Genomic DNA, 19,879 nt, shown 5'->3' with positions numbered 1-19,879 from the left:
CGGCGGCTGACCGCAGGAGCACAGGAGGGGCCGGGAGCACAGGAGCGGCAGGGAGCACAGGAGCGGACGGGGCCACGGGAGGGGCCGCAGGGGTGGGGGTCTGAAATGCTGATGTGTATTTGTGGGCCGCCAGGCCCGTAAATAGACGATTTCAGACCCCCACCCCGGAGGACCCGACCCACCCCCCACCGAACCCCGGCCCGGGCCCGGCAAACGGAAAAGGCGCCCCCTCCCCGAGAGGACGCCGGAAACACCCCGACGGGACCGGCCCGACCCCGAGCCGGTCCGGTCTCCCCGGGTATGCGTGAAACGGTCGGCCGGTTCCCGGTCGCATTCGGCCCCTCCCCCGTCGGCTGAGCCGCCGGGGCCGACGCTTCCGGGAACCGCGCCTGCCTTGCCCTTTCAGTGTGGGCCCCGGCGGCGCCCCGTTCCATGGCGGTCAGCGCACAGCACTTGGCACTGCGCGCACAACCGCGGGCCGTTCACCGCCGGACAGGGGCCCGAACGCCGCCCGCCGGAAGGCGCTCGGCGGTGTCCCGTAGGCCTTGGTGAACGCGCGGCTGAACTCACCCGGCTGCGGGAAGCCCCAGCGGGCCGCGATGGCCCGGATCGGTACGTGGGCCAGGCCCGGGTCGCCGAGGTCACGCCGGCAGCGGTCCAGGCGGCGGGCGCGGATGAGGGCGGCGACGGTGATGTCGCGCTGCTCGAAGATCCGGTGGAGGTAGCGGGTGGAGATGTGGTGGGCGTCGGCGACGGCGGCCGGCGTGAGCGCGGGGTCGCCGAGGTTGCGCTGGATGAAGTCCTCGATGGCGGTCAGCAGCGCGACCTGCCGTGACTCCGGCGCGATGGGCTGGTCCTCGTCGAAGTGCCGGGACAGCAGGGCGGTGACCAGGTCGAGTGCCACCGTGCCCAGCCGGGCCGCGTCGGCGGGGGTGCAGTACGGCGCCTGGGTGCGGATGGACCGCAGCGTGTCGGCCACCACCGCGCCCAGGCCCTGGTCCGAGGGCAGGCGGGTGGCCAGCAGCGAGTCGACCTTGTCGGCGGGCAGCGGCAGCAACTGCTTGGGGATATTGAGGTTGAGCGCCTCGGTCATGCCGCCCGTGATCGCTCCCGCCTCGGAGCTGAACGGGCGCGAGGTGTCGTACAGCGTCAGGTCGCCGGGTCTCAGGTGGAGGTCGGTGCGGCGCTGGTTCATGACCAGCCCGCCGCGTACGCACAGCGCCAGGACGTAGACCTCGGGGTCGGAGCGGCGGACCATCGTCGCGTCGCGGACCGCGCGGTGCGGGGTGAACTGGAGCTGGGTCAGGTTGACCGCGCCCACGGCGGCCCGCCTGATGGTCGCGGTGAAGTTCCGTGGGTCGTCGGGGTGGAGAAGCATCGGCAGGTGGAGATGGGTGATGCTCTGCCATGCGTCGAACCGCTCGGATAAGGGGTGGTCCTCACTCCGGTAGACCGTCTGGATCACGTACGTCACCTCCGGATGCCGTGCCCCGCGCGCCCCGCTTCTCCCATGTTCCGGGAGGTTCCATGATGACCGCTCCACCGGGAATCGGATGGCGTGTTGACGCCGATTCCGCCCGAACGGGCACGGCTTCGAGGGCGAGCCGTTCAGCAGGATCGGCTCAGCAGGATCCGCTCAGCGGGAACCGTTCAGTCGCAGGCGGCCCCGGCGGGCGGCAGGGCGCCGTCGAGGAAGAAGGCGTCGACGGCGCGCTGTACGCAGGGGCTGTGCGCGAAGTAGGCGCCGTGGCCTTCGCCGCGGCGGGTCAGCACGCGGCTGTCGTCGCCCAGGGCGCGGGCCATGTCGAACGCTCCCCGGTAAGGGGTGGCCGGGTCGCCCGTGGTGCTCACCAGCAGGGCCTGGGGGGCGGTGCGGGCGGTCACGTCGCGGGTGTCGGGGGTACCCCGCGGCCATCCCGTACAGGCGAGCAGCGACTGCTCGATCTCGCGGCCGAAGACGGGGGAGGCGGCGGCGAAGCGGCCGTCCAGCGGGCGCAGTCCGGCGGGTGTGCGGCGCTCGGGGGTGTCGCGGCAGTCGATGGCGACCCGGGCGGTCTGGACGGCTGCCTGCGGGTGGGCGCCGAAGTCCCCGACGGCCTGGCCGGGCCCGCCGGGCCAGGCGATCTGCATCATCAGTTCGCCGTCGCCGTGCCGCAGACGGGCCAGTGCGGTGCGCAGGAAGGGCCAGTCGTCCTGGGAGTACAGGGCGTTGCGCACGCCCTGCAGGTAGCCGGTCCGGTCGAGTTCGCCCTGGCCGGTGGTCAGGGGGTGGCGGGCGTAGCGCTGCCCGGCGGCGTTCATGGCGGCGACCACCTGGGCGCCGGTGCGTCCGGGGACCGGGCAGCCGCGCCGGGCGCAGTCGGCGGCGAAGTGCAGCAGCGCGGTCTGGAACGCGCGGGCCTGCGCGAGCGCCGTGCCGACATCGTCGAGCGTCGGGTCGGGCACCCCGTCGAGCACCATCCGGCCCACCCGGCTGGGGAACTCGTGCGCGTAGACGGCGCCCAGCGAGCTGCCGTAGCTGAAGCCGAGGTAGGTCAGCCGGCTGTCGCCGAGGACGGCGCGGACGACGTCGAGGTCGCGGGCGGTGTTGGCGGTGCTCAGGTACGGAAGCAGCCAGCCGGACACCGCCGCGCAGGCGCGGGCCAGTTGGGCGGGTCCGGTGACGCGGGACAGGTCGCCGCAGTCGACGGGGGCGCTGGCGCCGGTGCCCCGGGGATCGAAGCCGATCAGGTCGTAGCGGCGGCCGAGCCGGGCCATGTCGCCCGCGCGCAGGCCGAGTCCGGCGATGCCGGGCAGGCCGGGGCCGCCGAAGTTGACCAGCAGCGAGCCGAGCCGGCGGCCGGGCCCGGTGGCGGGTATGCGGCTGACAGCCAGCTGCACGGTCCGCCCGTCGGGGTCGGCGTAGTCCACCGGTACGGTCACCGTCCCGCAGCGGGCGGTCGGCGGCTGGAGGCCGGGGCAGCCGCCCCATTCGACGGTCTGCCGGTAGTACGGGCGCAGGTCCGGCTGGTGCCCGCGCGCCGCCCGCGCGCCGGGGGCCGCGGCCGGTCCCCGGGGGACCTGCGCGGGCCGGGCGTGCGCCACGGGGCTTACGGCCTGCGCTCCCGCGGCCAGCAGTCCCGCGGCGAGCCCTCCTGCGAGCGCCAGACGCACAGCGGTCATTCATCCAAGGAAGCACGGCCGCAACCGCCCCGCACCCGCAAGGCCGCGACCTGCGTCCAAACCCCGGGCGCGGTGTTTTTCACACCGCCCCCGTGTCCGCGCGGCGGCCACCCGGGCGAGGTAGCGTTCACGGGAGCGGCGGGCCCACACCCGCGGCCTTGCTTGACGAACAGATGGAGGATTTCATCATGGCAACGACCCGCACCGCGACGACCCAGTGGAAGGGCCCGCTGATCGGCGGCGCCGGTACCGTTTCGCTGGACACCTCGGGCGTCGGCACCTACGAGGTGTCCTGGCCGTCGCGGGCCGAGGCCGCGAACGGCAAGACCAGCCCCGAGGAGCTGATCGCCGCGGCCCACTCCTCCTGCTACTCGATGGCGCTCTCGCACGGCCTGGCCGGCGCGGGTACCCCGCCGGAGTCGCTGGAGACGAAGGCGAACGTCACGTTCCAGCCGGGTGAGGGCATCACCGGCATCGTGCTGTCGGTCAAGGCGCGCGTGCCGGGTATCACCGCCGAGGCGTTCGAGGCCGCGGCGCAGGACGCCAAGGCCAACTGCCCGGTCAGCAAGGCGCTCACCGGCACCACCATCACCCTTGAGGCCGAACTGCTCGACTGACGCCGGTACCCCGGGCGCGCGGACGCCTTCAGGCGCGTTCACGCGCCGTCAGCGGCGGGTGACGTGGATCCTCCAGTCACCCGCCGCTGTGCGTCCCAGCACCGTGAAGGACAGCCCGGCGGCGCGGTCCGCGCCGCTCTCGCCGACGCCGAAGGGCGCGTCGTTGAGGGAGTTGAAGGCGCCGCTGCTGAAGTCGCAGGCGCTGGTGCGCGGATGGGCGTCCAGCACCGTCACCGGGCCCTGCCCCGAGTCGACGTCGGTGCGCACCCGGTAGGCCAGCACCCCCGTACGGCAGGCGTCGCGGTCGTCGCCGAGCGCCTCGCGCGCCTCCAGCACGTAGGCGCGCGTGGCGTCGTACGGGACGACCACCGCCTTGCGGCCGCCGGGTGTCTCCAGCGGGCGCAGGGTGTACGTACGGCCGCCGCGGCCGGTGTCGCAGGCGATCTGGCGGTCGGTGAGCCAGCCGAGCCGCCACTTGTGCCAGGCCAGCAGGTCGCCCTGCATGCCCCAGTCCAGGGACATGCTGTCCCACTGCCCGGCCAGCGCGTCGGTGCGCGGGAAGTCGTCGGCGGCGTAGAGGTCGGGCAGGCCGAAGGCGTGGCCGTTCTCGTGGGTGAGCACCCGGAATCCGGACTGGTCGTGGCCGTAGATCAGGGAGACCTTGTCCAGGCGGGCGCCTTCGTCGGTGGTCGCGGCCGAGGCGCCGGTCCAGGTGACCGACAGCACGGACTCCTCGGCGGGTGGTCCTGCGTTGGGGGTGACGAGGATGTTGACCAGGTCGTAGCCCCGGAAGTCGATGCCGGCGTCGGCGACGCCCAGCAGGTCGCGCATCATCGCGGTGTGCGCGTCCCATCCGTAGCCGCGGCCTATCCCGTAGGCGGAGAAGGGCCGCGGCATGCGTATCCAGCGCAGGACCGGCGTGGAGCGGTAGTCGAGCCTGCCGTAGGAGGCGCGGGCGTACCACTGGCGGACCGCGGGGAAGAACTCGCCGTAGCGCTCGCGGGCGCTGTAGGGGGCCTTGGCGTCGGGGAAGTCGATGAGCAGGGTGAGGGCGCGCACCTGGCCGGTGGAGGGGGCGAACTCGTCGCCGTGGCCGTTGAGCGTGTGGTCGGGGAAGCCCTCGGACATCGCGACGCCCGGTACGGCCCGCAGCGCGCAGGGCCGCCCGGCGGGCGGCGGGGAGGCGCTGGGCGAGGCGGCGCGCGGCCCGGTCGACACGGTCGAGCCGACGGCGAGCAGCCCGAGGGTCCCGGCCGCGGCCACCCGCAGGAGCGAGCGCGGCAGCCCCGCGCGGGCGGTCACCGGTCAGCTCCGGCGGGCCGCGTCCGGGCCGCGTTCGGTGACGCGGACCGTCCAGGTGCCGTCCGAGGCGCGGCCGGTGACGGTGATCTGGGCGGAGCCGTCGGGGAGGGCGTAGGAGTCGCCGACGCCGAGCGGGGCGTCGGCGAGCGGCGGGTAGACGGAGGTCGCGGGGCAGGCGGACGTGCCGGGGTGGCCGTCGACGACGTCGATCGGGCCGTCGCCTGACTCGCGGTCGGACCGCACCCGGTAGACGAGCACGCCCTGGGTGCAGGCGGCGGCGTCGTTGCCGGTGGCGGTGCGGGCCTCGACGGCGAGCACCTCGTCGGCGCCGGTGCGCAGCACCAGCAGCTTGGTGCCGCCGGGCGTCTCGTCGGGGCTCAGGTCGTGGTACGTGACGCCGGTGCGCGAGACGCAGCCGACCTGGTCCGCGCCGATCCAGCCGAGCTTCCACTTGTGCCAGGCGAACGGTTCGGGGGCCAGCCCGAACTGGCTGCCCATGAGGTCCCAGTCGCCGACGTGGGTGTCCCAGTCGGCGTTGCTGCCGGCCGGCGGGCGGTAGTACAGGTCGGGCAGGTCGAAGACGTGGCCGGTCTCGTGGGCGAGGACGTTGCGGTCGGGCGGGTGCCGCTCGAAGACGGTCACCAGGCGGTGCAGCGGGTTGCCGTCCACGGTCAGCGGCGTGGCGAGGTTGACGACCTTGGTGGCGTCGGAGTCCACGCCGGGCGCGTCGGGGTCGGCGACCAGGTAGACCACGTCGTAGCCGCGGAAGTCCACCGCGGGGTCGGCCACGCGCAGCGCGTCGCGCAGGTAGTCGGTGCGGTCGGTGGCGTCCCAGTCGCGGTTGATGACGTACTCGGTGGACGGGCGGGGCATCCGCAGCCAGCGCTGTACGGCGTGGACGTGCAGCCGGAACCTCCCGTACGACGCCCGGTCGAAGAACCGGGTGGTCGCCGGGAAGTGATCGGCCAGCACCTCCTGCGGGGTCAGCTCGGGCCGGGCGTCGGGGAAGGACAGGAAGACCATCAGGGCGTTCACGTCGCCCAGCGGCCTGGCGTATCCGCTCTCCCAGCCGTCCACGCCCTCCGAGTGGTGCACGGACGTGCGCGGCAGCAGGCAGGCGCCGACGGCCGAGGCGTGCGCGGCGGGCCCGGTCATCAGCGTCCAGGCCACCAGACCGGCGAACCCGGCCACCGCCGCCGCGGCGGACCGCAGTGTCCGGCGCCTGCCGCGTATCGAGTCCGCCGCACCCGACGGGACGCCGCTCGGGTTGCCTGACCTCCGCACCTGGACCTCCGGGGAGGGTTCGGAATGACCCTTTCGCAACACTTCCCCTACATTGCTATGACTTACTGCCTGATGCGGTGTTCGCGTGCGCCATGCGGGGGTCTCCCGCGGCAACGGGGGGAACCGGCCATGTCCGACTACCGTACGTAACGATGTACGGCCGGCGAGCAGGTGCTCGAACCCGGACGGCGGATTCGGCCACCGCCGGTCATTCATGCCGCGAATCACCTCGGCGACGCTGGATCCCCAACTCCGCCAGCCCATATGATCGCGAGTGAGACGAGCGCGAACAGGGAGCGGGCAATGGGCGGACCCTCGGGCGGCCCCGGCGTCGAACCCGGCAGCACGGCACACGTCGTCACGCAGAGTCATAGCAGTGCCCCGCGGTCACGCGATCGCGAGGCTGAGCTGCGGGACTACCGGGCGGCCTTCGCCGTCGCGCGCTCCGCCATGGCCCTGATCGCCCCGGACGGCGTGGTGCTGGCGGGGAACGGGGCGCTGGGCACCCTGCTCGGGACTTCACCCGAACGGATGAGCTCGCTCGACGCCGACACCCTGCTCGGGCTGACCGGCGACCCGCACGCCCGCGCCGTCTTCCGCGAGGTGGCGGCCGGGAAGCGGGACCGGCTGCGCTGCACCCGGCTGCTGACCCGGCCGGACGGCAGCAGCCTGCGCGCCGAGCTCACCTTGTCCCGTACCGGCGGCGCCCGCCCGCTGCTGCTCACCGTCGAGGACGTCGGCGAACGCGACGCGCTGCGCGAGCAGCTGCGGCACTTGGCGATGCACGACCCGGTCACCCGGCTGCCCAACCGGGCGCTGTTCTTCGAGCGGCTGGCCGCCGCCTGCGAGGCCGCCGCGGGCGCCGGAGCCGGCAGCGGGCGGGTCGGCCTGTGCTACCTGGACCTGGACGGCTTCAAGGCGGTCAACGACACCCTCGGCCACCGGATCGGGGACGCGCTGCTGGCCGCCGTGGCCGGCCGGCTGCTGGCCTGCGCGCAACCCGGCGGGCACCTGGTCGCCCGGCTCGGCGGCGACGAGTACGCCCTGCTGCTGCGCGAGTCGACGGGCACCGGGCAGGCCACCGCGCTCGCCGAGTCCGTGCTGACGGCGTTCCAGCAGCCGTTCGACGTGGCCGGGCACCGGCTCGCGGTCTCCGCCAGCATCGGGGTGGTCGAGCGCGAGGCGGCCGGCACCTCGCCGACCGGGCTGATGCAGGCCGCCGACACCACGTTGTACTGGGCCAAGGCCGACGGGAAGGCCCGCTGGACGCTGTTCGACCCCGAGCGCAACGAGCACCGGATGACCCGTCAGGCGCTGTCCCGCACCCTCCGCCAGGCGATCGAGCGCGGCGAGTTCGTGCTGGACTACCAGCCGCTGGTCGCCCTCGACACCGGCGAGCTGCGCGGGGTGGAGGCCCTGGTCCGCTGGGAGCACCCGCACTTCGGCCGGCTCCCGCCGGGACGTTTCATCGGGCTGGCCGAGGAGGACGGCTCCATCGTCCAGCTCGGCCGCTGGGTGCTCGCCGAATCGTGCCGTCAGGCCCGTGCCTGGCAGCGGGCGCACCCCGGCACGGCCCTGGTGGTCAGCGTCAACGTGGCAGTGCGCCAGGTGTGGGACTCCGACCTGGTGGCCGACGTGGCCGCGATCCTCGCCGAGACGGGCCTGCCGCCGCGTCTGCTGCAGCTCGAACTCACCGAGTCGGCCCTGATGGGCTCGGCGGGCCGCCCGCTGCAGGCGCTGCACGCCCTGCACGAGATGGGGGTGCGGATCGCCATCGACGACTTCGGCACCGGCTACTCCAACCTCGCGTACATGAGCCGGCTGCCGGTGTCGGCGCTGAAGCTGGACGGCTCCTTCGTCCAGGGCTTCCGCTCGGCCGAGCATCCCAATCCCGCCGACGAGACGATCGTCGAGGCGCTGGTCCAGCTCGCCCACCGGCTGGGCCTGACGGTGACCGCGGAGTGCGTGGAGAGCGCGGAGCAGGCCGAGCGGCTGCGCCGGATCGGGTGCGACACCGGTCAGGGCTGGCACTGGTCCCGCCCGGTGGGCGCGGACGCGATCTCACGCCTGCTGGCGTGACGCCGCGGGAGGAGCCCGCGCCCTTCCGGCGACGGTCGGAGCCGCTCGCGGGGGTGACGCGAGCGGCTCCGGCCGCCCCGCTGCCGGTGCTGCCGGTGGTCGGCGGTGCTGCCGGTGGTCGGCGGTGATTGGCGGTGGTCGGCGGTGGTGTCAGTCCCCGGCCGCCGCCGCGTCCTTGGGGAAGCCGTAGGCGTCGGCGATGAGCTCGTACGAGCGCAGCCGGACCGCGGGGGTGTGGGCGTTGGCCGTGATCACCAGTTCGTCGGCGCCGGTACGGGCCACGAGGGCGTCCAAGCCGGCGCGGACCGTCTCCGGGTCGCCGTGGACGATGTTCGCCAGCCAGGAGTCGACGAAGTCGCGCTCCGCCGGGCTGAACGCGTGGCGCTGCGCCTCCTCCGGTGTGGGTACGAGACCGGGCCGCCCGGTGCGCAGCCGCAGCATCGCCAGGGCGCCGGCCAGCACCTGGCGGCGGGCCTCGGCCGGGTCGTCCGCGGCCAGCGCGGACACGCCGATCGAGGCGTACGGTTCGTCGAGCACCGGCGAGGGGCGGAAGGAGTCCCGGTACAGGGCGAGCGCCGGAACGGTGTTGGCGGACGCGAAGTGGTGCGCGAAGGAGAACGGCAGCCCCAGCCGCCCGGCGAGCTGCGCGCTGAACCCGGACGAGCCCAGCAGCCAGATGCTCGGCCGGTCCGGCGACTGCACTCCCCCGGGGGCGCCGGCCTGCACGGGCCCGGGGACGGCGTGTATGCGGGAGTACGGGTGCGCGTCCGGGAAGTCGTCGTCCAGGAACCGGATCAGCTCGGCGAGCTGCTGCGGGAAGTCGTCCGCGCCCTCGCGCAGCGAGTCGGTGCGGCGCAGGGCCGCCGCGGTGGCGCCGTCGGTGCCCGGCGCGCGGCCCAGCCCCAGGTCGATCCGGCCCGGCGCGAGCGCCTCCAGGGTGCCGAACTGCTCGGCGATCACCAGCGGGGCGTGGTTGGGCAGCATCACCCCGCCCGACCCCAGCCGCAGCGTGCGGGTGTGGGCGGCGAGGTGGGCCAGGATCACCGCGGGCGCGGAGCTGGCGACGCCGGGCATCGAGTGGTGCTCGGCCACCCACATCCGGTGGTACCCGCGGGTCTCGGCGGTCCTGGCGATCTCCACGCTGGTGCGCAGCGCGTCGGTGGCGGTGTACCCGCTGCCGACCGTGGCCAGGTCGAGCACGGACAGCGGCACGGGCGCGCTGCCGCGGGCCCTGCCGTGGATCCCGTGCGCGGCGGCGCTGTCGCCGCCCTGTCGTCGCTCACCCACGGCGGGCGCCTCCTTGATCGTCGATCGCGTTCTTCCCCGGCAGCGGCAACCGGAGCCCGCTTCCGGTTATTCCCCGCCGTATATGCCCGCCCGGAAAGGAAGGGGCAATACCTCTGGCATATGCCAGCGTGGCGCCTTCCTGCGTATACGCCTGAGGGGCCGTCGAATACTCGCCAACCGACTCTTCCGGAAAGCGTATTGGGGCTATCGTGGAGACCGGTCCGGCTCACACCCGCAGGGGGCTACCGTGGCGCTAGAGCACCGACAGTTGGGGCCGGTGTACGCGGTCCAGTACGCGCTGCGCGTGCTGGAATCCGTGGACACGCACCGGAACGGTGTCACCGCGGAACAGCTTGCCAGGGAAATCGGCGTGCCCCTGGGATATCTCACCCAGGTCCTGGCGATGCTGCGGCGCGAACGCTATCTGGGAATGGTGCCGGGCGGCGGATATGTCATAGGCGAATCCACGGTGCTGCTGGGTTCGGCCGCCCGGGACGGCGTGCTGGCCGAGAAGCTCAAGGCGATCCTGGCCGATCTGCGCGACGAGGTGGGCGCGGCCGTGTACTTCAGCCGGTACGACGACGGCGAGGTGCGGATCATCGACTTCGCCGACGGGCCCGACGCGCCCAAGGTCAACGAGTGGGTGGACTTCCGCTCGGCGGCCCATGCCAGCGCGGTCGGCAAGTGCCTGCTGGCTCAGCTCGACCACGACGGCCGCCGCGAGCACCTGTCCCGGCACCGCCCGGCCCGGTTCACCTCGCGCACCGAGGTCGACGACCGGGTCCTGCTCACCAAGCTCGAACGCCAGCCGGCCAGCGTCCCCACCCTCGACCTGCAGGAGTACGCGGTCGGTACGGTCTGCGCGGCCATTCCGGTGACGATAGGGAAGACGGTGGCGTGCCTCGCGCTGTCCATGCCCGTCGCCCGGGCGCACCGCTTGCGCCCGGCCGTGGACACGCTGAACGAACGGGCAGCGCCCGTCCTGCTCACGATGAGCCTTTGAGCGTGTCCCTGCCGGGGGTGCGGGGGGTGCGGTGGGTCGGGTCCTCCGGGGTGGGGGTCTGAAATCGTCTATTTACGGGCCTGGCGGCCCACAAATACACATCAGCATTTCAGACCCCCACCCCTGCGGCCCCTCCCGTGGCCCCGTCCCTCCTGTGCTCCCCCGGTCAGCCGGACGGTGCGTGGTCGGTGACGGTGCGGTGGTGCGGTGCGCCGGGTGGGGTGACGGTGCGGTGGTGCGCACGCCGGCTGGGGTGACTGTGCGTGGTCGGTGACGGTGCGGTGGTGCGGTGCGCCGGGGGGCGGTGGGCCGAACTGTGCGGGTGGCGGTGCGCCGGGGGGGTGCGGGTGGCGAAGCCCCCGCCGCGCGAGGCGAAGCCGAGCAGAAACGACGAGGGCGAAGCGGTTCGCGCTTTCCGCGAACACACCTCGCCCATCGCCCTCGTGCGCCGCCAGGGACTCGAACCCCGGACCCGCTGATTAAGAGTCAGCTGCTCTAACCAACTGAGCTAGCGGCGCCTGCTGACAAGGATGATCGTACCTGATGGAAAGGGGTGGCCCAAACCAGGTGTGCGGGAGCGGGGGGCAGGGGCCGCCGGGGGCTAGCGGGGCCAGTGCGGGGGGCGGGTCAGGTGGGCGGGTACGCGGGTGGCCGCGTCGCCGCGGGCGGCGTTCACCTGGGGGTGGGTGAGGAAGAGCGCCCCGGTGAGGTCGGCGCCGCGCAGATCGGTGTCCCGCAGGTCCGCGCCCAGCAGATCGGCCTCGCGCAGGTCCGCCCCGCGCAGGTCGGCGCCGATCAGGAGGGAGCCGCGCAGGTCGGCGCCGCGCAGGTCCGCGCCCCGCAGCCTGGCGCCGACCAGGTCGGCGCCGCGGCGGTCGCGCCGTCTGCCGGGGAGGCGCCCGCGTACCGTGGCGCTGACGCGGGCCAGCAGGTCGCCGGTCACGGCTCGTTCGGCGGCCACGTCGAGGGCGGCCAGGTCGTCCGGGGTGCCCTCGGTCAGGGCCTCGACCCGGGTCTTGAGGCGCACGATCTCGCCGTGCAGCGGGGCGGCCGACCGCAGGGCGAGCGCCTCGGTGAGGTACCACAGCAGTTCGTGGAGCTGCCGCATCACCGGCAGGGCGGCGAACATCGCCGCCCCGTGCCCGGCGGGGGCGTCCCGCCAGTCGGCGCCGCCGAAGGTGATCCTTGACACCTTCTGGCCGGCGCCGAAGCAGTCGTAGACCGTGCAGCCCCGGTAGCCGCTCTCGCGCAGCCGCGCGTGGATGCCGCAGGTGTGCGCGGCGGACAGGTGGCGGCAGGGGTCGCCCGCCTTCTTGTCCTCGGCGAAGTCCGCCGACCTGGTGAAGGCCAGTGCCACGCAGCACAGCCCGAAGCAGTTCGCGCAGTCGGCCCGCAGGCCGGTCGTGTCCACAGTGCGTCGCTCTCCTCGACTACCGCTGGGTGCGGCCGGTGCCGCGGGCGGGCCGCCCGGAGGACGCCCGCCCGCGGTCCATGGTGCCGCAGGGCCGCGGCGTCAGGTGCCGGCGGGGAAGCTCGCGGGCTTGGCGGGGGTGTAGAGCCAGACCTGGAAGAACGACGTCAGGTCCTTGCCGGACAGCCGCTCGGCCAGGCGCTGGAAGTCGGCGATGGTGCCGTTGCCGTAGCGGTGCAGCGCCGGCCACGCCTTGAGCAGGGTGAGGAAGGCGTGGTCGCCGATGGTGTCGCGCAGGGCCTGGATGGCGACGGCGCCCCGGTCGTAGACGGCGTCGTCGAACTGCTTGTCGGGCCCCGGGTCGCCCGGCTTCACCGTCCAGAACGGGTCGTCGGCCGGGTGGGCGTCGTACGTCTGCCGCGCCAGTTCCTGCGGGGTGCCCGTGCCCTCGTGCTCGGCCCACAGGTACTGGGCGTAGCTGGCGAAGCCCTCGTTCAGCCAGATGTCGGACCAGCGGGCCAGCGACACGTCGTCCCCGTACCACTGGTGGGCGAGTTCGTGCGCGACGACCGAGGTGTTGACGCCCTTGGCGAAGGTGGCGGGGCTGTAGAAGACGCGGGTCTGCTCCTCCAGCGAGAAGTGGGTGGGCACGTCGGGCACGTAGCCGCCGGCCGACTCGAAGGGGTAGGGGCCGAAGTACCCGCTGAGGAAGTCCACGATCTCGGCGGTGCGCTCGACGCTGGCCCTGGCGTTCGCGGCGTTGGCGCCCAGGGCGGTGCTGTAGGCGTTGATGACCGGGATGCCGGTGCGGGTGCGGCCGTGGGTGATGTCGAAGTGGCCGACGGCGAGTGTGGCGAGGTACGTGGCCTGCGGCTCGCTCTCCCGCCAGTGGTATGTGGTGCGGCCGCCGGTTGTGTGGCGGCCCACCAGCAGGCCGTTGCTGATCGCCTGCTCGCCGCTGGGCACCCGGACGCGTACGTCGTAGGTCGCCTTGTCCAGCGGGTGGTCGTTGCTGGGGAACCACCACCAGGCCGACTCGGGCTCGTTGGCCGCGACCGCGCCGTCGGGGGTGCGCTGCCAGGAGGTGAAGCCGTAGCGCTTCACGGTGGAGGGCACGCCGGAGTAGGTGACGGCGACGGTGAAGCGGTGGCCGCGCGGGAGCACGCGGGCCGGGGTGACGACCAGTTCCTGCTCGCCGCTGGTGGCGAAGTGCGCCGGGCGGCCGTCGACGGTGACCTTGGAGACGGTGAGCGCGAAGTCCAGGTCGAAGCCGGTCAGGCCCTGGGTGGCGGTGGCGGTGAGGACGGCGGTGCCCGTCAGGGTGTCGGTCGCCGGCTGGTAGTCGAGGCCGAGGTCGTAGTGGGAGACGTCGTAGCCGCCGTTGCCGTAGGTGGGGTAGTACGGGTCGCCGATGCCAGGGGCGCCCGGGCCCGCTCCGGCCGCGCCGGCCGAGGCCGCCGGGATCGCCAGCAGCAGGCCGAGCGCTGTGGTGGCGGCGGCGGACGCGATCAGTCTTTTGCGCACAGGGGTCCTCCAGTGCGGGACGCGGTGACCCGCGTCGGTGATCGGTGGCAGGTACACGCCGACCCTAGAAAGGGCCGGACGCCACAGCCACCCCGTGGCCCCCTGCTGTCGCAGAACATTCACCCGGCGCAACACAGGCGGCCGGAATGCGACCCTTGCCCGGCCGCCCCGCGTACGCCGGGTGGGCGGGCCCGCGCTTGCGATCGCCCGGGATCGCGGGAACGCTGGTGACGGTCGGCCTGCCGCGGCGGCCGGCGGATCCGCACCGGCCGGTCCCGGCCAGATGGGTTCACCGTGTGAAGAATCTCTGGCTCCGAGCGATCCAGCGGGTGGAGAACAGCTACCTCGCCCGTATGGGCCTGTCACTGCCGCTTGCGGCGATCGCGGTCGTCGTCGCGGCGGATCTGGTGGGTGGCCGCGACCACTTCATCGCGCCCGGCATGGTGGCCGCGCCCGCGCTGGCGTCCGTCACCGTCTCGTGGCAGCGGACCGTGCTGGTCTGCGTCCTGGGCGCCGCGGCGCAGGGGGCGCTGGCGCCGTACGACGGGGTCGTCGACATCGGGCCGGCGGGCCAGAGCGTCGTGATCGGGCAGGTCTTCGCGTACTGCTTCGTCAGCATCTTCAGCGTCTACATCGCGTGGCGCCGCGAGACCGGTGCGAAGGCGTTCACGGCGATCACCTCGGTCGCCGAGGCGGCCCAGCACGCGCTGATGCGCCCGCCGGCCTCCCGGGTCGGCCCGGTACGGCTGGCCGTACGGTACGTGTCGGCCGCCACCGACGCGCAGATCGGGGGCGACCTGTACGCGGTGCTCGACACGCCTTTCGGGGTGCGGGTCCTCGTCGGCGACGTCCGCGGCAAGGGGCTGGGGGCGGTGCAGACGGCGGCGGTGGTGCTCGGCGCGTTCCGCGAGGCCGCGTTCGACGAGGCGGCCCTGGACGACGTGGCCGCCCGCGTCGACACCAGCCTCGGCCGGCAGATCGGCGACGGCGACTTCGTCACCGCGCTGTTCGCCCAGTTCGGCGAGCCCGCCGGTGTCGAGCTGCTCCATTACGGCCACGTGGCGCCGCTGCGGGTCTCCCGCGACGGCGAGGTCGACACCCTCGAACCGGCCGAGCCGTGGGTGCCGCTCGGCCTGGCGGAGCTGGTGCCCGGCAAGCCGAAGCCCTGGCGGGTGCCGCTGCTGCCCGGCGACGTCCTGGTGCTGTGCACCGACGGCGTCGTCGAGGCGCGCGGCGGTCCGGACGGCGGGTTCTACCCGCTGGCCGCCCGCATCGGCCCCCTCGTCGCGGGCTGCGCCGACGACCTCGACGCCGCGGTCGACCGCGTCTACGAGGACCTGCTCGCGCACGCCGGCGGCTCCCTGTCCGACGACGTGGTCCTCCTTTTCCTGGCGCCGTGAGCCGCGCGCCTCAGCGGGTGGCCCGCTCCAGTGCGACGATCACCGACTCGTACGGCTCCCCCGTCGCCCGTTCCATCCCCCATTCGCACAGGCGCCCGGCCGACAGGTAGGCGTCGTAGGCCCGCGCGGCGACCTCCTCGGCCTCGCGGCGGGTGGCCGCGGCGCTCAGGGCGGGGTGGCGCACGGCGCGAGGGGTGAGGGCGCAGCAGCCGGCGTCGTCGGGGAGGACGACCTCGCGGGCGCAGGCGCGGGCGACGGCGAGGAAGGCGCCGTCGGCGTCCAGGTGGCGGGCCGCGCAGGCCGGGTGGAGGACGGCGGAGTCCACGCGGTCGCGGACGGTGAGCCGGGGCAGCAGGTGCTCCGCGGCCCACACCACGGAGTCGAGCACGGTCAGCTCGCCGTGCAGTTCGCGGTTGGCGTCGGTGAGGTAGGGCACGACCTGCTGGGTCAGGCCCAGCGTGCAGGACGCGGCGTCGACCACGACCGGCAGCCGTCCCCCGGTGGTCCACGTCCACGCCTGCTCCACGACCCTGTTGGCCATCACCACGGTGGCCTCGTCAAGGCCCTGCTCGTACCAGGGGGCGGCGCAGCAGGTGCCGGCGACGTCGGGCGGGATCCACACCGGCAGTCCGGCGCGCGCGGAGACGGCGACCAGCGCCTCGGGCAGCCACGGCCCGGCGGAGCCCGCGGGCGGCCCGAGGATCCGGCAGGCGCAGGAGGGGAAGTAGACGGCTGCCGCGCCCTGCTGCCCGGTGCGCGGCAGCCGGGGCGCGGGCCCGGGAAGGCCCGGCGGCCGGGCGTCCGCGGGCCCGCCGCTCCCTGTTGCGCTCGCGCCCCCGCTTCCGCCCGTGCTCCCGGCCCCGGCCGTGCTCGCGGCTCCGCCCGTGCCTCCGTCTCCGGCCGCCGTCCCGCGGCCGCGTCCGGCTCCCCGTAGCGGCCCGGTGAGCAGGCGGGCCGGGGACCGGCGCCGTACGGGAGCGGCCGCGGCGGCGCCGGCTGCCGCGGTCCGGGCGGCGCGCTCGGCGGCGCGCCAGTGGCCGGCCAGGGCGGTGGCGGCGCGTTCGCGCGCGCGGGTGTGGCGGCCGGCCCGGAAGTCCCGCATCAGCGCGCCGGTGTCGATGCCGGCCGGGCAGGAGGTACGGCACAGCGACTCGCCGGCGCAGGTGTCGACGGCGTCGTACCCGTAGGCGTCCAGGAGCCGGTCCAGGACCGGGGAGCCGGGCGGCTGGCGGAACATCTCGCGGCGCAGCACGATCCGCTGCCGGGGCGAGGTGGTCAGGTCGCGGCTGGGGCACACCGGCTCGCACAGGCCGCACTCGACGCAGGAGTCGGCGACCGCCTCGATCGCCGGGAACGTCTTCAGGCCGCGCAGGTGGCCGCGCGGGTCCTGGTCGAGCACCACCCGGGGGGCCAGGACGGCGTCTGGGTCCAGCAGGCGTTTGACCCGCCACATCAGGGCGCTCGCCCGCGGGCCCCACTCCGCCTCCAGGTACGGCGCCAGTGCCCGGCCCGTGCCGTGCCGGGCCGTCAGGGAGCCGTCGAAGCGCTCGACGACGGTCCGGCAGAAGTCGTCCAGGAAGGCGGCGTACCGCTCGGTGTCCGCCGGGTCGGCGGGGTCGAACGCCAGCGGGAAGCGCAGCGCGCCCTGGGCCGCGTGGCCGGCGACCGCGGCGGCGAAACCGTACCGCCGCTGCAGTGCGACCAGTTCCGCGCAGACGTGCGCGAGCCGGTCGGGCGGCACCGCGAAGTCCGCGCCGACCAGCGTGGTGCCCGGCGGGCGGGCGGCGCCCGGCGCGGCCACGAACGCCTGCCGGGCCGCCCGCCACAGCGCGGCCGTCGCCTCGCGGTCGCGGGTGAACGCGTTGACCGCCGAGGGCACCGGCCGCACCAGGCCCAGGTCGTCGCACAGACGCCGGGCGACCCGCTCGTACGCGGCCAGTTCGACCTCGTCGGCGGCGCGGAACTCCACCAGCAGCGCCGCGCACTCGGCGGGCAGCGCGGCCCACTGCGGCGGCACGCCCTCGACACTCGCGCAGGCCCGCAGGGTGCGGCCGTCCAGCAGCTCCACCGCCGCCGCGCCCCCTTGCGCGAACAGCGGTACGGCCGCCGCGGCGGCCGGCAGCGTGGGGAAGAACAGCGCGGCCGTGGTGACCGCGGGCCGCAGCGGCAGCGTCGCGTAGACCGCCTCGGCGACGAAACCGAGGGTGCCCTGGGAGCCGATCAGCAGCCCGCGCAGGATCTGCGCCGGGGTCTCGGCGTCGAGGAAGGCGTCCAGCCGGTAGCCGCCGGCGTTCGGGATCGCGTGCTTGGCGCGGATACGGGCGGTCAGCGCGGGGTCTGCCTCGATCTCGTCGCGCAGGTCGAGCAGCCCCTGGAACAGTTCGGGCTCGGCGGCCGCCAGCGCCGCGTCCGCGTCGGGGTCGGCGGTGTCCAGCACGGTCCCGGACGGCAGCACGGCCGTCAGCGACACGACCGTGCGGTACGAGTCGTGGGCGGGTCCGCCCGCCGGCCCCGAGGCGTTGGTGGCCAGGACGCCGCCCACGGTGGCCGCCGCGGCGCTCGCGGGGTCGGGCCCGAGCACCCTGCCGTACCGGGCCAGCGCGGCGTTCGCCCTGGCCAGCACGGTGCCGGGCAGTATGCGGGCGCGTGTGCCGGCCGCCTCCACGTCGACCCCGCTGAAGTGGCGGCGCACGTCCACCAGGATGTCCTCGCCCTGGGCCTGCCCGGCCAGGCTCGTGCCGGCCGCCCGGAAGACGAGGCTGCGGCGCTCCCGCCTGGCGTACTCCATCAGCCTGACCACGTCCTGCACGCTCTGCGGGACCACCACCACCTGGGGCACGAAGCGGTACGGGCTCGCGTCCGACGCGTACCTCACCAGGTCGGAGACGCCGCCGAGCACCTTGTCCGGGCCGAGCAGCGCGGCCAGGCCGTCCCGCAGTCCTGCCGGGGTGCCCCCGGCCCTTTCGTCCCCGACCCGGTCCGGGGCGGGCCGCTCCGGGGGCGGCGGCCGCAGTGACCCGGCCTTCGGCTCACGCACGGGCATCGGGACCTCCTGAGGGGATCGCACCGTTTGCCAAGATATGCCGGACCGGCCGCGTCCGCCCGGCCGGTCGTATGCCCGGCACCGCCCGCTCGGGAGCCGGGTGGTGCCTTCGCGGTGTGTTCGCGGTGCGCCTTCCTGGTGCCTGCCGGTGCTCGTGGGAGGCGGGTTGCGGGCGTGGTTCCGGGGCACTGATCCGGACATGGATTGCGGCAAGTGGCGAGCGAGCCGGTGCCGCGGCGGCCGCACGGGGCGGCGATACTCGGGGTGAACCGACGGCGGGGTGCGCGGAGCGAGGGGGACGGTGCCGTGGGCGGTGAATCGGGGGCACGGCTGCTGGCCGCGTGTGTAGCCCTTGCGGACACCCTTGAGGAGGACAGCGAAGCCACCGGGGTGCCGGCGCTGCTGGCCGACCGGTGCGTGGAGCTGGTGGGAGTGGAGGCGGCCGGTCTGCTGCTCGCCGACGGCAGTGGGCAGCCGCGGGTGGCCGCGGCTTCCTGCGAACGGGCGCGGCTGCTGGGCCTGGCCGAGCAGGAGTTCGGGGCCGGCCCGGGCCTGGACTGCCTGCGCGGCGGCGAGCCGGTGGAGGCGCCGGACCTGGCGGCGGACGGCGGGCGGTGGGCCGCGTTCGCCGGGAAGGCGCTGGAGTGCGGCTACGCGGCGGTCTTCGCGGTGCCCATGAGGCGCCAGGAGGAGGTCATCGGGGCGGTCTGCCTCTTCCGGGCCTCGCCGGGGCCGCTCACGCCGGACGCCGCCGCCCTGGCCAGAGCCCTCGCCGACGCCGCCACGGTCGGCGTGCTCCAGCGGCGCGCCCGGCACCGCTACGAGCTGCTGTCCGCGCAGCTCCAGTCCGCCCTCGACAGCCGCGTCCTGGTCGAGCAGGCCAAGGGGCTGCTCGCCGAGCGCTGGGACATGGGCGTCGACGAGGCGTTCCTCATCCTGCGGCGGCACGCGCGGGCACGGCGGATGCGGCTGGCGGACCTGGCGCGGGAGGTGCTGTCGCGTTCGGTCGACCTGACCCCCGACCCGGCGGCGTGACGTTCGCGGCGGGCCGGCCGCTTCGCGGGGCCGGGCCGGCCGGTTCGCGGGGCCGGGTCAGGCGGGGCGGGAGCCGGTGAGGGCGGCGGCGACCACGACGTTGGCGGAGTAGGTCCGGGTGGCGCGGTCGAAGGGCCCGCCGCAGGTGATGAGGCGCAGCTCGGGGCGGCCGGTGGGGCCGTGGCCGTAGACCAGGGCCGGGTCGAAGCGGGCCTTGGGGACGGTGGTGACCGCGTACGCGGTGAACCGCGCGACCGTGTGATCCGCCCGGGTGACGTCGATGCGCGCGCCGGTACGGACGGTGGGCAGCAGGTAGAACACCGCCGCGCGCGTCTCGGTGTCGACGTGGCCGACGATGAGGGCGGCGCCCGGCGCCCCGGGCGCGGGGCCGTCGCGGTACCAGCCGGCGACGTCGGGGGTGTCGTACGGCGGCGGGTCGACCGCCCCGTCGCGCAGGCCCCGGCCCACCAGGTCGGCGTGCAGGCCGATGGAGGGGATGTCGAGGCGGACCGGACGCGCGGGGGGCAGGGGCGCGTGGGCCGGGTGGGGCAGGGCGGCGGGGCCCGCGCCGGCCGGCCTCGCGGCGGCGGCCGCGGCCGGCAGCGCCCTCGCGCCGCCCCCGACCGCCCCGTGCCCGGTCAGCCACGCGGCCAGCAGCAGCATGCCCACCGCGACGGCCGTCCACGTCCTGCTGTCCGGCCGCGGCTCGGCCTCGTCGTCCGGGCCGAACAT

General features: G+C 74.8%; 14 protein-coding genes and 1 tRNA gene. 5 read left to right on the top strand and 10 right to left on the bottom strand.

Going from position 1 to position 19,879, the window contains the following annotated elements:
• Nucleotides 1–439 precede the first annotated feature (439 nt).
• Both K7G61_RS00620 and K7G61_RS00615 read right to left on the bottom strand, forming a co-directional pair.
• Nucleotides 440–1,465 (bottom strand): helix-turn-helix domain-containing protein, encoded by a 1,026-nt coding sequence (locus tag K7G61_RS00620; RefSeq protein ID WP_225844481.1) that lies wholly within the window; start codon nucleotides 1,463–1,465, stop codon nucleotides 440–442.
• A gap of 185 nt (nucleotides 1,466–1,650) precedes the next feature.
• On the bottom strand, nucleotides 1,651–3,162 hold the full coding sequence (locus K7G61_RS00615; protein WP_225844480.1) for an alpha/beta hydrolase: 1,512 nt from the start codon (nucleotides 3,160–3,162) through the stop codon (nucleotides 1,651–1,653).
• 188 nt (nucleotides 3,163–3,350) lie between these two features.
• Between K7G61_RS00615 and K7G61_RS00610 the strand changes: the two genes are divergently transcribed.
• The gene (locus K7G61_RS00610) at nucleotides 3,351–3,779 is read left to right on the top strand and encodes an OsmC family peroxiredoxin (protein WP_225844479.1); all 429 of its coding nucleotides are present in this window, start codon (nucleotides 3,351–3,353) and stop codon (nucleotides 3,777–3,779) included.
• 48 nt (nucleotides 3,780–3,827) lie between these two features.
• Here the strand turns inward: K7G61_RS00610 and K7G61_RS00605 are convergent, their stop codons facing one another.
• Nucleotides 3,828–5,081 (bottom strand): M6 family metalloprotease domain-containing protein, encoded by a 1,254-nt coding sequence (locus K7G61_RS00605; RefSeq protein WP_308190560.1) that lies wholly within the window; start codon nucleotides 5,079–5,081, stop codon nucleotides 3,828–3,830.
• Between the two features lie 3 nt (nucleotides 5,082–5,084).
• Entirely contained in the window at nucleotides 5,085–6,365 is a 1,281-nt protein-coding gene (locus tag K7G61_RS00600) for a M6 family metalloprotease domain-containing protein (RefSeq protein ID WP_374204013.1), read from the bottom strand.
• A 303-nt stretch (nucleotides 6,366–6,668) separates the two neighbouring features.
• Here K7G61_RS00600 and K7G61_RS00595 point away from each other — a divergent pair, with 303 nt between their 5' ends.
• Entirely contained in the window at nucleotides 6,669–8,444 is a 1,776-nt protein-coding gene (locus K7G61_RS00595; RefSeq protein ID WP_225844478.1) for a bifunctional diguanylate cyclase/phosphodiesterase, read from the top strand.
• A 150-nt stretch (nucleotides 8,445–8,594) separates the two neighbouring features.
• Here K7G61_RS00595 and K7G61_RS00590 read toward each other — a convergent pair whose 3' ends face one another.
• Nucleotides 8,595–9,731 carry an LLM class flavin-dependent oxidoreductase gene (locus tag K7G61_RS00590; RefSeq protein ID WP_225844477.1) on the bottom strand — a complete coding sequence of 379 codons (1,137 nt, stop codon included), beginning with the start codon at nucleotides 9,729–9,731 and terminating at the stop codon, nucleotides 8,595–8,597.
• A 247-nt stretch (nucleotides 9,732–9,978) separates the two neighbouring features.
• On the opposite strand from K7G61_RS00590, the gene K7G61_RS00585 reads away from it, so the two are divergent.
• Entirely contained in the window at nucleotides 9,979–10,734 is a 756-nt protein-coding gene (locus K7G61_RS00585; RefSeq protein WP_225844476.1) for an IclR family transcriptional regulator, read from the top strand.
• Between the two features lie 444 nt (nucleotides 10,735–11,178).
• Here K7G61_RS00585 and K7G61_RS00580 read toward each other — a convergent pair.
• The 3 genes from K7G61_RS00580 to K7G61_RS00570 all read right to left on the bottom strand — a co-directional run bounded on the left by K7G61_RS00580 (nucleotide 11,179) and on the right by K7G61_RS00570 (nucleotide 13,669).
• A tRNA-Lys gene (locus tag K7G61_RS00580) sits at nucleotides 11,179–11,252 on the bottom strand.
• Between the two features lie 83 nt (nucleotides 11,253–11,335).
• Nucleotides 11,336–12,145: a pentapeptide repeat-containing protein gene (locus K7G61_RS00575; protein WP_225844475.1), complete on the bottom strand. Its 810-nt coding sequence runs from the start codon at nucleotides 12,143–12,145 to the stop codon at nucleotides 11,336–11,338.
• 102 nt (nucleotides 12,146–12,247) lie between these two features.
• The gene (locus K7G61_RS00570; RefSeq protein ID WP_225844474.1) at nucleotides 12,248–13,669 is read right to left on the bottom strand and encodes a M1 family metallopeptidase; all 1,422 of its coding nucleotides are present in this window, start codon (nucleotides 13,667–13,669) and stop codon (nucleotides 12,248–12,250) included.
• 296 nt (nucleotides 13,670–13,965) lie between these two features.
• Between K7G61_RS00570 and K7G61_RS00565 the strand changes: the two genes are divergently transcribed.
• Nucleotides 13,966–15,069 (top strand): PP2C family protein-serine/threonine phosphatase, encoded by a 1,104-nt coding sequence (locus K7G61_RS00565; RefSeq protein WP_225844473.1) that lies wholly within the window; start codon nucleotides 13,966–13,968, stop codon nucleotides 15,067–15,069.
• 10 nt (nucleotides 15,070–15,079) lie between these two features.
• On the opposite strand, the gene K7G61_RS00560 is transcribed toward K7G61_RS00565, so the two are convergent.
• Nucleotides 15,080–18,112 carry an FAD-binding and (Fe-S)-binding domain-containing protein gene (locus K7G61_RS00560; protein ID WP_225844472.1) on the bottom strand — a complete coding sequence of 1,011 codons (3,033 nt, stop codon included), beginning with the start codon at nucleotides 18,110–18,112 and terminating at the stop codon, nucleotides 15,080–15,082.
• Nucleotides 18,113–18,418: 306 nt separating this feature from the next.
• Here K7G61_RS00560 and K7G61_RS00555 point away from each other — a divergent pair, with 306 nt between their 5' ends.
• Nucleotides 18,419–19,147: a GAF and ANTAR domain-containing protein gene (locus tag K7G61_RS00555; protein ID WP_225844471.1), complete on the top strand. Its 729-nt coding sequence runs from the start codon at nucleotides 18,419–18,421 to the stop codon at nucleotides 19,145–19,147.
• Between the two features lie 57 nt (nucleotides 19,148–19,204).
• Here the strand turns inward: K7G61_RS00555 and K7G61_RS00550 are convergent, their stop codons facing one another.
• Entirely contained in the window at nucleotides 19,205–19,879 is a 675-nt protein-coding gene (locus K7G61_RS00550) for a class F sortase (RefSeq protein WP_225844470.1), read from the bottom strand.

Origin of the sequence: Streptomyces sp. HPF1205, from assembly GCF_020400825.1 — a bacterium.
Lineage (GTDB): Bacteria > Actinomycetota > Actinomycetes > Streptomycetales > Streptomycetaceae > Actinacidiphila.
Note: the sequence above shows the minus strand (reverse complement) of the source record. Positions and strands in the feature narration are given on the sequence as shown.